This is a genomic window from Fictibacillus sp. 18YEL24, from assembly GCF_015903855.1.
GTDB lineage: Bacteria > Bacillota > Bacilli > Bacillales > Fictibacillaceae > Fictibacillus > Fictibacillus phosphorivorans_C.
Genome location: NZ_JACZDT010000002.1, coordinates 649171 through 661480 on the forward strand (window position 1 = coordinate 649171; position 12310 = coordinate 661480).

Sequence of the window (12310 nt, forward strand, 5' to 3'; positions counted from 1 at the left end):
TGTAGATGCGAGTAACTCAATCCATGTTGTCCAATAACACGTTGAGACACATTAGCCAAAGCTACGAAAGAATGGCAAAAACACAAGAACAGCTTTCAACGGGTAAGAAAATCAGCCGGCCATCGGACGATCCTGTGGTTGCAATGAAGGGCATGACTTATCGGACCAATTTAACAGAAGTGGAACAATATAAGCGGAATCTTTCAGAAGCATACAACTGGATGGAGAATGCTGACACGGCTTTGGACAAAGCGAACAGTGTTCTTCAGCGAATACGTGAGTTAACTGTTCAAGCTTCGAATGATACACTTGAAGATTCACAAAAACAGATGATTGGTAAAGAAATCACTCAGCTGAAAGAACATTTAGTGTCTGTGGCTAACACGCAAGTTGCAGGTAAATATCTCTTCAACGGTAATGATACTACAACCAAGCCAGTAGATTTGGCCACTAATTCATTCTCTTCTAACCAAAATGTGGTCGAACTAGAATTGTCAAAGGGTGTAAAAATATCGGTAAATATTAATCCGACAAATGTTTTTTCATATGACCTTTTTGATGATCTCAGTACTTTAGAAACTGCTTTGAACTCCGGTTCAAATGGCATAGACAGTAATCTGGATATTTTGGATAAGCATATTAACAATCTTGTGGCTGAACGGGCAGAGCTCGGAGCACGTTATAATCGTATTGAACTTATTGATGAGAGGGTCAGTGAACAGGAAGTAATCGCTAACCGCATTTTGTCTGATAATGAAGATGCGGATATTGAACGTGTAATCACAGATCTTAAAATGCAAGAATCAGTACATCGTGCGGCACTTGGTGTAGGTTCACGAATCATGCAACCGACGTTAATGGACTTTTTGCGTTAAAAATGCAGAGCTATCTCAGTGATAGCTCTTTTTTTACAGTTAATTTTATTTGGAGGGGATTAAAACGTGAATATCGCTCGACTTAAAATTGAATCCACCCCTGCACTATTGGTGCTAAAATCACAAAAAGCTGTACAAATAATTGAACAACAACCGGCTGAACTAAATATTTCACAACCCAAACCAGAACTTACTATTATACAAACTCCTGGTAAATTAACCATTGATCAATCACAAGCATGGGAAGACATGGATTTGAAAAACATATTCAAAAGAATTGAAGAAGCTGCTCAAAGAGGGTACCAAGATTGGCTTGCTGGAATTGCAAGAAGATCCCAGGAAGGTGATGACCTTATGGGAATTGAAAATGGGGATAATCCAATAGCAGAACATGCGAAAGTAAATAGTGAAAGTCCAATATATGAATTTAATATAGGTTTTATTCCTTCACCATCTAGTGTGAAAATAAATTACCAACCAGGTGACCTAAAGATAAATTGGAAGACTCACAAACCTGAAATTGATGTTAAAATTAATAGACCCCGTCATGATTATAAGCCTGGTGTAATTCGTGGTGAGATAAAACAATGGCCGTCACTAAAAATTGAAGTTATTGGATTACAATTTGATGAAAAAAAGTAAAGGGCTGAAAATATGAAAATTGAGACGAAATTTAAAGATATAGTAGAAGTGAAGAAGTCTGATATATTAGATTTTGAACAAGGTCTACCTGGGTTTCAAACGGATAATAATTTTGTCCTAATACCTATTGAAGGAACAGATTTATCATTGCTTCAATCTGTTCAAACCAGTGAGCTGGCATTCATAATAACAGATCCATTTATCTTTTTCAAAGAGTACGATTTTGAATTAAGTTCGATAGAACAAGAACTGCTGGATATTAATAATGAAAAAGAAGTATTTGTACAAGTCATACTTACTGTTGCAGATCCTTTTGAAAAAACGACAGCAAACTTAAAAGCCCCAATCATAATTAATACTAAAAATAACAAATGTAAACAAGTTGTTTTGGTGGATGATAGATATCGGACAAAGCATCTATTAATAGATGCTTTAATCGGACAGGAGGGTTAAAAATGCTGGTCTTGAGCCGCAAACTGCAAGAGGCAATTAAAATTGGCAACGATATTGAAATTACGGTCCTTACCATTGAGGGAGACCAAGTTAAGCTAGGTATTAATGCTCCTGAAAATATAGAGATACTAAGAAAAGAAATATATCTCACGATCCAAGAAGAAAATAATCAAGCTGTACTAACTTCACTTAATACAATTAATCAGATAAAACTTCAAAAAAATATTTCGAAATCTATTAAAAAATAATATTTTTCCTCCGATATAAGTTATGTAGGGACAGAGGTACTTTTAACGGCCGATAAAAGACTTCAGTTCTAAAAACATCCAACCACAAGGAAGTGGACGGAGCACATTTCAAGGAGGAAATTAAAATGAGAATTAACCACAATATCGCTTCTCTTAACACATATCGTCAATTGAACAGTGCAGCTACTGCTCAATCAAAATCAATGGAGAAACTATCTTCAGGTCTTCGTATCAACCGTGCTGGTGATGATGCAGCTGGTCTAGCTATTTCTGAAAAAATGCGTGGGCAAATCCGCGGGTTGGATCAAGCTTCTCGAAATGCTCAAGATGGAATTTCTTTAATCCAAACTACTGAAGGTGCTCTAAACGAAACTCATTCTATCCTTCAGCGTATGCGTGAACTTGCAGTACAATCTGCTAACGATACAAACACTGATACTGACCGTAAAGAACTTCAAAAGGAAGTAAACGAACTTGCTTCTGAAATTACACGTATTGGTGACAACACTGAATTCAACACGAAAAACCTTTTAGATGGCAGCTTTACAGGAACTTTCCATATTGGAGCTAACAGCGACCAAAACCTTACTATTTCTGTAAATGACATGCGTTCTGATGCACTTTCAGTTGGTCAAGCTTATGCTACAACAGGAACAGGAACAGGTTCTGAGTTAACAAGTGCTTCTAGCCCTTCAGTTTCTCTTGGTACTTGGCAAGCAGCTGCAACTGGTACAGTTGCAGGTTACTACAATGGTGCTACTCTTGTAATGGAATCTAGCGCAGCATTAGCAGCTGACACAAAAGGAGCACTAGGTATTGATATTTCATCTCAAACTACTGCTGATTCAGCGATCGAAACAATCAATACTGCTATTGAAACTGTTTCTGCAGAGCGTTCAAAACTTGGTGCTACTCAAAACCGTTTAGAACACACAATCAATAACTTAGGTACTTCATCTGAAAACCTAACAGCTGCTGAATCACGTATCCGTGATGTAGATATGGCATCTGAAATGATGAACCAAACGAAAAACTCAATCCTTGCTCAAGCAGCACAAGCAATGTTGGCTCAAGCTAACCAACAGCCACAAGGTGTTCTTCAATTATTACGTTAATTTTCTTTTGATAACTATTAATGGGCCGACTAATCCTTTAGTCGGCCTTCTTTTAAAAAGGAGCTATTATGACTGAAGCGATCTATGAACTCAAACACTCCCTTAAAGAATTGAACCGAAACTTAATAAAACGAATTGATCCAATCTGTGAAATCCTTGAAAGTAAAGAGGACAAAGAGCGTTTATCTTATTGGTTAGACGATCTTACAATCTTAACAGAAACAACGATTGTGCTAAATGAAAAAAAAGTAACTGATTTTGATCTCAATTTATTTAATGAAAAGATTAATGACTTGCTTGATGGTATTGAAAATAAGGACTTTCTGTTAGTTTCAGATCAATTACAATATGAATTGAAACCTTTATTAACGTATTGGGATGAGTGTATTAAAAATGATTAAAAAGAAATTAAGTATATGTATGATCGTTAAAAATGAAGAACAGAATCTTCAGCGTTGCTTGAATAGCATTAAAAGTACTCTTGATGAAGGCCAAGCAGAATTAATAATCGTTGATACAGGCTCAACAGATAAAACGATGGAAATTGCGAAAGAGTATACAAAACACGTTTTTTTTCATCCGTGGAATGGGAACTTCTCGGATATGAGAAATAAATCTATTTCTTATGCAAAAGGGGAATGGATTTTTATTTTGGATGCGGATGAGGTTTTGGAGACACCAGAGGAATTTATTTCACTATTAAATGACCCTCATATGAATTCTTATAATACCATTAGGATCATTACTAAAAGTTTATTATCTTTTAAAGCTAAAAAATACGTAACTCATGTTCAGGAACGTTTGTTTCGAAATGATGGAATTTTTAAATATAGTGGATCGATTCATAATCAACCGGGCTATAAACATCCAACTTTTACTGTAAACAATATTAAGCTGTTGCATTATGGATATGACAATGAAGACAAAGATTTGATGGAAAAAAAGTTTCAACGAACAGCCACTATGCTGAAGAATGAACTCGAAAAAGAACCTGAAAATGTTTATTATCGGTTTCAATTATCTCGCTCATATGCCATGCACGGTGAACACGTTATAGCTTTAGAAGAAATGCAAAAAGCTTATGAGATCGTCACAGCACAAACTGAGGATTTTATAAAATTAAGTTATTATATTTTTGGCGAGTATGCTCGTATGTTAATGAATGCTAAGAAATATGAGAAAGTTATTGAGGTTGCTAGTCAATGTTTGAAACATACTAAAGACTATCCGGATTTGTATTTTTATATGGGGCATTCTTATCTCTCGTTGAATAAATATGAAAATGGTATAGATTCGTTAGAACATTATCTCAATCTTTATTCTAAATACAATAAAAACGAACTAGATTTGTCAAAACTTAATGCAGTTGAAATGTATACGTTAGATGAAGAAAACTATAATTTCGCACTAACTCTATTGGTCAATACATTCTTTAAGGATCAATCTATAAATTTTAAAAATAAAAATTATAAGTCTTGGGTTAATATGATTGAAAACCAGGCTTTAAAATATAAACTTCTTGCTCAGTTAAACTTGATAGAAAAGGATTATAAGCAATTATTGAACATCTTTCAAGGTATCGGCATTGAAAATAAATCACGTTATTCTTTTATTAATTCTATTGAAACCTTAAAAAAAGATTTAAATATAGAAGAGAATAAATCAATTGAAATGCTCTTCGCTAAAGTTGAAAATGATTATGGCTTATTGAACAAAATTCGATTAGCCGAGGATAAAAACAGGTTATTATTAGAGCTTATTAATCAATATAACCTTATCCAATTTTCTGATGAAATCATTATGGAATTCGTTAACCTCTTTATGGCAAGTACCTTTTTGAACAGGTTTTTTAAAAGTATTGATAGCTTTACCATAAAAAAAATTGTGAAAAAACTAATAGATCAAGATGATAATATAAAAGAATACTTTCTAAAGAGTTTAAGTAAAGACTTTAAGTTTAATGATTTTCAGAATAACAGAATTTTTATAGCAATAGCCAATGTTATTCTTCTGTCTGCAATAGAGGAACAAAAAAAGAACGATGTTGTTTCTGATGAGTTATGTGAGATATTCCTTAGCTATATAAAAAAGGGTAAGAATTATATTAAATATATATATAACGAAAAACACCTGCGTCTTATATATAACAGTTTGGAAAATAGGGAAGAAAAATTTCTTATTTCGATAACACTTGCATATGATTGTGCTGATAAAAAAGATTATCAAAATTTCATGAAATATTTTAAAGAGGCTACAAATGAATACCCTTATTTTGCTCGGCTTTTGCAGGTGATTTTGTATGAAGTTTTTCTTAAAAAAGCTAATATGCATGAGGAATCCAGAGAATATTTACAGGCGATTGAAGCCTATGAAAGTATTTTGAGTTTAAATATCCCCAGAAAAGACAACGTTCTGAGTTGTCTTGAACGCATGGAATTGGAATATAAACAAGAAACGATAGAACAAATAGCCACTGGTTTGAAAAATAAAAAGCCAGCTAACAATAGTCACTTTGGGAACCTGCACTTACTGACAGACAGCCCATATAGTGAAGATTTTATGCAATTTATTAATCAAAATTATGCAGAACAACTTCATACATTTATACTAATCGCGGACAATATGCAAATGAAATATGTAAACCCAAATGGGAAAGATAATTTGTATGTTCTTTCTTTTAATGACAAAGATAAGATCAGTAATATGTTGGCCTATAGTAACAAGATCTTTATACACTATCTGCTTGATTTCTTTTGTGATTTAATTGCGGAGACTGCTATAGAAGGAATCATCCATTGGGCTGTATGGGGAGGAGATATATACAATTATATCCCCTATGAATTATATGACTCTAGAACCCTTGAACTAGGTTTTTATAATAATAGTAACCCTGGATATCTTGTGAATAGAAAAAAGGCGATTAGAAAAGTAGATTATATTTTAACTTGGCTGGAACAAGATTATGAATTAATAAGAAAGCACTATTTAACAGCAGCTTTAATGAAAGAGTTTATGTATCCCTTACCAATCAATAAAACGGATATATCATCTCAAATTACAATGAAAGAGTCGACTGCAAACAATGACCATTATACATTTATGATCGGAAATTCAGGAGATCCATCCAATAATCATGTGGAAATCATGGAACTCCTTTCTACGTATCATCAAGAAAATTTTAAAGTTTTAGTACCGTTATCATACGGAAATCCTTTTTACATAAAAAAAATAATTGAAAAAGGTAAAGTACTGCTTGGAGATAAATTTATACCGCTTACACAATTTATGGAAGAGGAGAAATATATCAACTTGCTCAAAGAAATAGATGTGGCTTTTATGAATCATAATAGGCAGCAAGCAGCGGGAAACATCTTTTTATTATTAGCTTTAAATAAAAAAGTATATTTAAAAGATAGCTCTCCAGTAAATCGTTATTTATACGAAAAGAATTATTGTGTTCACCGCATTTCAGAAATTATGAATGAGAATATGAATTTCAAACATATTGTTAGCCGAACAGTTGGTGATGATGAAAATCAGCAAAAACTGCTATCTAATTTGACAAATAGTGAGTTGAAAAAAAGTTTGGACAAAGTATTTATTTAATAACCTCAATAATACATTTTTTGGAGTCGGTGGATATGAAAGAATCAACTAAACCGATATTGGTAACAAAGCCTTTTTTACCTCCTATGGAGGAATACGTTGCTCAAATAAAAGAGATATGGAATAACGCTTGGCTTACCAATAATGGTCCCTTGCATAATTCCTTGGAGAATAAACTCAAAGATTTATTGGGAGGGGAAGAGGCTACACTTTACACTAATGGAACACTCGCACTTGAATCTGCTCTACAGTCTATAGGGGTAAAGGGAGAGATTATTACAACCCCTTTTACTTTTGCTGCAACTGTTCATGCTATTGTAAGGACGGGTAATAAACCGGTTTTCTGTGACATTGAACCTTCTACCTTTAATATTGATGTAAACAAAATTGAAGAGTTAGTAACTGATCAAACAATAGCCATTTTGCCTGTTCATGTATTTGGTTTTCCATGTGATGTATATAAAATTAATGAAATTGCCCAAAAGCACCAGTTGAAAGTTATATATGATGCAGCCCATGCTTTTGGTGTGCAGCTCAATAATATTCCGATTGGTGCCTTTGGTGATATTTCTATGTTCAGTTTTCATGCAACAAAAGTTTTTCATTCAATTGAAGGTGGACTTCTTAGCTATAACGGAAAAGAGCTGCAAAGGAAGCTCAACTTATTAAAAAACTTTGGTTATATGGATCCGGAGAATATAGAGATTGTTGGAACAAATGCGAAAATGAACGAATTTCAAGCGGCAATGGGTCTGGTAAATCTTAAACATATTAATGAAGAGATAAAAAAAAGGGAACGCGTAGTTAATTTCTATAAATCACAGCTAAATCAGATAAATGGAATTAAATATATTGAGGATAGAATTGAAGTAAAACAAAACCATTCTTATTTTCCTATTTTAGTTGAAGAGAGTTTTGGAATAGACAGAAATAGGTTGCAAGAGGAATTAGCTTTGCACAATATTCAGACACGTAAATATTTTTACCCTTTATGCAGTGATTTTTCTTGCTACCAGGACTTAGTTTCTGCAAAGGGATTATCAGTTGCAAGGGAGATTGCTAACAAAGTTTTAGTTCTGCCTCTTTATGGAACATTAACCGAAGAAGAAGTTACTTTTATATGCCATAAAATTAAAGAAATTAAAATAGTAAGCGAGTATGTGCTATAAGACGATTATTTTCGCAATTAGATAATAGAGGAGTTTTAATATTGTCTTTTTATTCCAAAGAGGAACTACAAAATTTCGGGTTTAAAGCTATAGGTGAAAGTGTAAAAATAAGCAGAAAAAGCAGTATTTACAATCCTTCCTCAATCTCCATTGGAGACCATGTAAGAATTGACGATTTTTGCATTTTATCTGGTGGAGAAAAGGATATAGAAATTGGTTCTTATATACATATAGCAGCTTATTCTGCAATCTATGGAAGCGGGGGAGTTGTGTTAAAGGATTTTACCAATCTTTCTTCGCGGGTTGTCATCTATAGTGTAACTGATGATTTTTCAGGATTAAGTTTGACTAATCCTACAGTGCCGGCTGAATTTTCCAATGTTCAAAAGGGTGAAGTTATCCTAAATAAACATGTAGTAGTTGGAACGAATTCTACTATTCTTCCAAATGTTGTTGTTGGTGAAGGGGTTGCAATAGGAGCCCACAGTTTAGTTAAACAGGATGTCGAACCATGGGGAATTTATGCTGGTATACCTGTAAAAAAAATTAAAAATAGAAAAAAAGATCTCCTTGCAAAAGAAGAAAAAGTATTCAAATTAAATAATTCTAATCAACTTAGGGGCAAATTATTATGAAGGGTATTATATTAGCAGGTGGTACGGGTTCAAGGTTATATCCCTTAACAAAAACAATATCCAAACAATTACTACCTATTTATGATAAACCAATGATTTACTACCCGCTTTCTGTATTAATGCTTGCGGGAATAAATGAGATTTTATTAATTTCAACGCCGCAAGATACACCGCTTTTCAAAGCACTACTTGGAGATGGATCAACGATCGGATTGTCTATTTCATATGCAGAACAACATTCGCCAGACGGGATTGCTCAAGCGTTTATTATTGGTGAAAAATTTATTGGCAATGATAATGTTGCTCTTATATTAGGGGATAATTTATTTTATGGTCCTGGTTTGACGCAACGGTTAGAAAAGGCAATTAGCCGAAAAGAAGGAGCTACTCTCTTTGGTTACTATGTAAAAAATCCAGAGCGATTTGGGGTTATAGAGTTTAATGAAGAAAGACAAGCGGTTTCCATTGAAGAAAAACCTGGGTCACCAAAATCCAATTATGCCGTTACAGGTTTATATTTTTATGATAATCATGTTATCCAAATAGCAAAAAGTCTAAAGCCTTCATCAAGAGGAGAATTAGAGATTACTGATATTAATCAGAAGTACCTTGAAATGAATACTTTATATGTTGAAGTTTTGGGCCGAGGATTTTCTTGGCTGGATTCTGGTACACACGAATCATTGCTGGAGGCTTCTCATTTTATAGAAACGATTGAAAAAAGACAAAGCTTAAAAGTGGCTTGTTTAGAAGAAATTGCATATGTGAGAGGAAATATTACTAAAGAGCAATTGTTAAAACTAGCTGAACCTATTAAAAACAACCAATATGGGCAATATTTAATAGAACTGGCTAACCGTACGGATGTTTTTTATAAGTTGGGGTAGAATGGAAACTAATCAGCAGGAGAATGAGAATGAATTTATTAGTAACCGGTGGAGCAGGCTTTATAGGGAGCAACTTCATAAAATATATATTATCGAAATATGAAGAAAAATATAATGTTGTTAATTACGATTTATTGACCTATGCTGGAAATCTTAACAATTTATTAACGGTAAAAGATTCACTGAATTATAAGTTTGTTAAAGGAGATATAAATAATCAGCAATTAGTAGATTATGTTATCAAAACATATGATATAGATGTAATCGTAAATTTTGCAGCAGAGTCTCACGTAGATAGAAGTATTGAAAATCCTGGAATTTTCATAAAAAGCAATGTGCAGGGAGTTCAAATTCTTTTAGAAGCAGCAAAAGAAAACAAAATAAAAAAATTTATTCAAATTTCAACTGACGAAGTTTACGGTTCGCTTGATAACGAAGGTTATTTTACAGAAGAAACGCCACTAGCTCCGAACAGTCCTTATTCAGCAAGCAAAGCTAGTGCAGATTTAATTGTTAGAGCATATCATGAGACATTTAATTTGGATATTAATATTACAAGATGTTCTAATAACTATGGTCCTTTTCAATATACAGAAAAATTAATACCTAAACTAATTAGCAAAGCCTTGAAAAATGAAGTTATTCCTATATATGGGAATGGAGAAAACATAAGAGATTGGCTCCACGTTATTGACCATTGCTCAGCTATTGATATGGTGATTCATAATGGCACTTCAGGTTCAATATATAATATTGGTGGAAATAATGAAAAGTCGAATAATGAAATTGCTCAAATCATACTAAAAAAACTAAATATTTCTCAAAATTTAATAAAACATGTTGACGACCGACTTGGACATGACTTTCGATATGCCGTCGACTCAAGAAAAATACAAAAGGAATTAGGATGGGCAGCAAGTATTGATCTTGAAAGGGGATTAGATGATGTTATCTCTTGGTATCGATGTCATTTGTAAAAAATCATAGCATTTAAGGTTTTAATTTTTACAATGATACCCCCTGTGATGTTTGTTGACAAACAAAATTTTTGTTTAGAGAGAGGGGTGAACAGATTATTTCGAATACAAAAGCATCTATGAATTTGTTTGTGTTTAGGTATTTCAAATGCAGCAGATGCTTTGTTCACTCAACAGCTGCTGCAAAAAGGCGGAAGTGAGCTCAACCCTTTAATGCGCAGTCTGTATGAATACGATCCAGTCATCTTTCTCCTCGTTAAATTCTTTTTGGTATAGGGTTATCCTTTTAAAAAGAAGAGTACTGGTTCTGCTAAACACTGCTTTGCTTATATATTTTATCGTAATCTCATGGCATGTGATTATTAATGTGTGGCTTGTGAAATACCGTTAAGGTCATCGGAAAATTAAGCATCTACTAAATGTCGATATCAAATGAGTTTGAATTGCAATTCTGTGCAACGTATTCTGCAAAAGCATCATTTACAGCGCCGTGTAAAGCCAAAGAGAAAATGGAAATCTCAAGTACAAGCTATCATTGTCGCACCTATTCTTTTACAGAGACATTTTTCAGCCGTTTTGCCCAATGAAAAATGTATCTTTCAACCATTAATCTGTTCAATAATCAAATTGTGGCGTACAAGCTCTATACGCATCAACAAACTCCTCTGGTGACAGATACTTTAAAAGCTGAATTAGAATCACGAGGAAACTCAGTGATCAAGGAAGTGTGTATACATCTTATGTGTATCAGCAGTTGATACAAGAAAGTAAATTAATTAACAGTATGTCCACAAGGGGAAATTGTTGGGATAACGCTGTAATTGAATCTTTCCATTCAAATCTAAAACCTGAAGTATTCCAATACGTGAAGTTTAATTCTAGTTAAATGAGGGTAGTATGGCAGTCTAACAGGTGTTTTATTAGTGTTCCAAATGATTATGTCAGTCTAGTCTAATTCGGTGGCTTTTTATATTCTCCTCATCAGATAAAATAAACAACATCACTCATGCATAAACAAACATTAAACCGATATTTAAATTAAATGAGAAATGAAAGCTGGTGAACACATGGACATTGCCGCTCTATCCATCATGATGAACCATTCACAAGTCAAACAACAAGCCAACATATCTGTGATGAAGATGACGATGAACACCGCTGAACAAAACAATATCAATATTATGAAGATGTTAGAGCAATCCGTTCAGCCTCACCTGGGTAGCAGAATAGATTTAAAACTGTGAAAAGATCTCTTATAAAGAGGTCTTTTCCTTTTTAACGATCTTGTCGCTTTTTGCAACACATTTCTAGTAAACTTTCTCTCTCATTATGGGTATACTTCAATAGAAGAGGAGGAGAGTAGGAATGGATCGAGTGATACGGATACAAAAGCATTTGTGGATATGTTTGTGTTTGGGTATTTTAAATGCTGCGGATGCTTTATTTACTCATCAGCTTCTTCAAAAGGGTGGCAAAGAGCTTAATCCATTAATGCGAGGCTTATATGAACAAGACCCCGTTATTTTTCTTCTAGTAAAATTTTTCTTTTCGTACTTAATTATAGCTATTGGATTTATACCTCTAAAGAGAAGAGTGCAAGTGCTGTTACTACTAGCTTTGCTTGTTTATGTTATAGTCATTTCTTGGCATCTAATCATTAATATTTATCTTATAGGGAGTTAAAACATAATCCTTTCTTAAAA

The 12310-nt window shown here is 33.5% G+C and carries 14 protein-coding genes; all 14 read left to right on the plus strand.

Going from position 1 to position 12310, the window contains the following annotated elements; all coding sequences use genetic code 11:
* Window positions 1-5 precede the first annotated feature (5 nt).
* The 14 genes from flgL (at window position 6) to HU823_RS08595 (ending at window position 12290) form a co-directional block, all read left to right on the plus strand.
* A complete protein-coding gene (flgL, locus tag HU823_RS08530; protein WP_197221823.1) occupies window positions 6-875 on the plus strand; it encodes a flagellar hook-associated protein FlgL in 870 nt (289 codons plus the stop codon).
* 66 nt (window positions 876-941) lie between these two features.
* A complete protein-coding gene (locus HU823_RS08535; protein WP_197221824.1) occupies window positions 942-1517 on the plus strand; it encodes a DUF6470 family protein in 576 nt (191 codons plus the stop codon).
* Window positions 1518-1529: 12 nt separating this feature from the next.
* Window positions 1530-1970 carry a flagellar assembly protein FliW gene (fliW, locus tag HU823_RS08540; protein WP_197221825.1) on the plus strand — a complete coding sequence of 147 codons (441 nt, stop codon included), beginning with the start codon at window positions 1530-1532 and terminating at the stop codon, window positions 1968-1970.
* Window positions 1971-1972: 2 nt separating this feature from the next.
* Entirely contained in the window at window positions 1973-2218 is a 246-nt protein-coding gene (gene csrA, locus HU823_RS08545) for a carbon storage regulator CsrA (protein ID WP_197221826.1), read from the plus strand.
* Between the two features lie 125 nt (window positions 2219-2343).
* Window positions 2344-3333 (plus strand): flagellin, encoded by a 990-nt coding sequence (locus HU823_RS08550; RefSeq protein WP_197221827.1) that lies wholly within the window; start codon window positions 2344-2346, stop codon window positions 3331-3333.
* Window positions 3334-3401: 68 nt separating this feature from the next.
* Entirely contained in the window at window positions 3402-3734 is a 333-nt protein-coding gene (locus HU823_RS08555) for a hypothetical protein (RefSeq protein ID WP_197221828.1), read from the plus strand.
* Window positions 3727-6939 (plus strand): TDP-N-acetylfucosamine:lipid II N-acetylfucosaminyltransferase, encoded by a 3213-nt coding sequence (locus tag HU823_RS08560; RefSeq protein ID WP_197221829.1) that lies wholly within the window; start codon window positions 3727-3729, stop codon window positions 6937-6939. Before HU823_RS08555 ends, HU823_RS08560 begins: the two co-directional genes overlap by 8 nt.
* A 35-nt stretch (window positions 6940-6974) precedes the next feature.
* Entirely contained in the window at window positions 6975-8108 is a 1134-nt protein-coding gene (locus HU823_RS08565; protein WP_197221830.1) for a DegT/DnrJ/EryC1/StrS family aminotransferase, read from the plus strand.
* A gap of 38 nt (window positions 8109-8146) precedes the next feature.
* Entirely contained in the window at window positions 8147-8743 is a 597-nt protein-coding gene (locus HU823_RS08570) for an acyltransferase (RefSeq protein ID WP_197222006.1), read from the plus strand.
* Window positions 8740-9630 (plus strand): glucose-1-phosphate thymidylyltransferase RfbA, encoded by an 891-nt coding sequence (rfbA, locus tag HU823_RS08575; RefSeq protein WP_197221831.1) that lies wholly within the window; start codon window positions 8740-8742, stop codon window positions 9628-9630. Before HU823_RS08570 ends, rfbA begins: the two co-directional genes overlap by 4 nt.
* Before the next feature lie 29 nt (window positions 9631-9659).
* Window positions 9660-10607, plus strand: coding sequence for a dTDP-glucose 4,6-dehydratase (gene rfbB, locus HU823_RS08580; protein WP_197221832.1), 948 nt, complete (start codon window positions 9660-9662; stop codon window positions 10605-10607).
* A gap of 129 nt (window positions 10608-10736) precedes the next feature.
* Window positions 10737-10883: a DUF5658 family protein gene (locus tag HU823_RS22275; protein WP_370630055.1), complete on the plus strand. Its 147-nt coding sequence runs from the start codon at window positions 10737-10739 to the stop codon at window positions 10881-10883.
* Window positions 10884-11674: 791 nt separating this feature from the next.
* Window positions 11675-11851 carry a YjfB family protein gene (locus HU823_RS08590; RefSeq protein WP_197221834.1) on the plus strand — a complete coding sequence of 59 codons (177 nt, stop codon included), beginning with the start codon at window positions 11675-11677 and terminating at the stop codon, window positions 11849-11851.
* A gap of 121 nt (window positions 11852-11972) precedes the next feature.
* Complete coding sequence (locus tag HU823_RS08595; RefSeq protein ID WP_197221835.1) at window positions 11973-12290, plus strand: DUF5658 family protein; 318 nt, start codon at window positions 11973-11975, stop codon at window positions 12288-12290.
* Window positions 12291-12310: the final 20 nt, after the last annotated feature.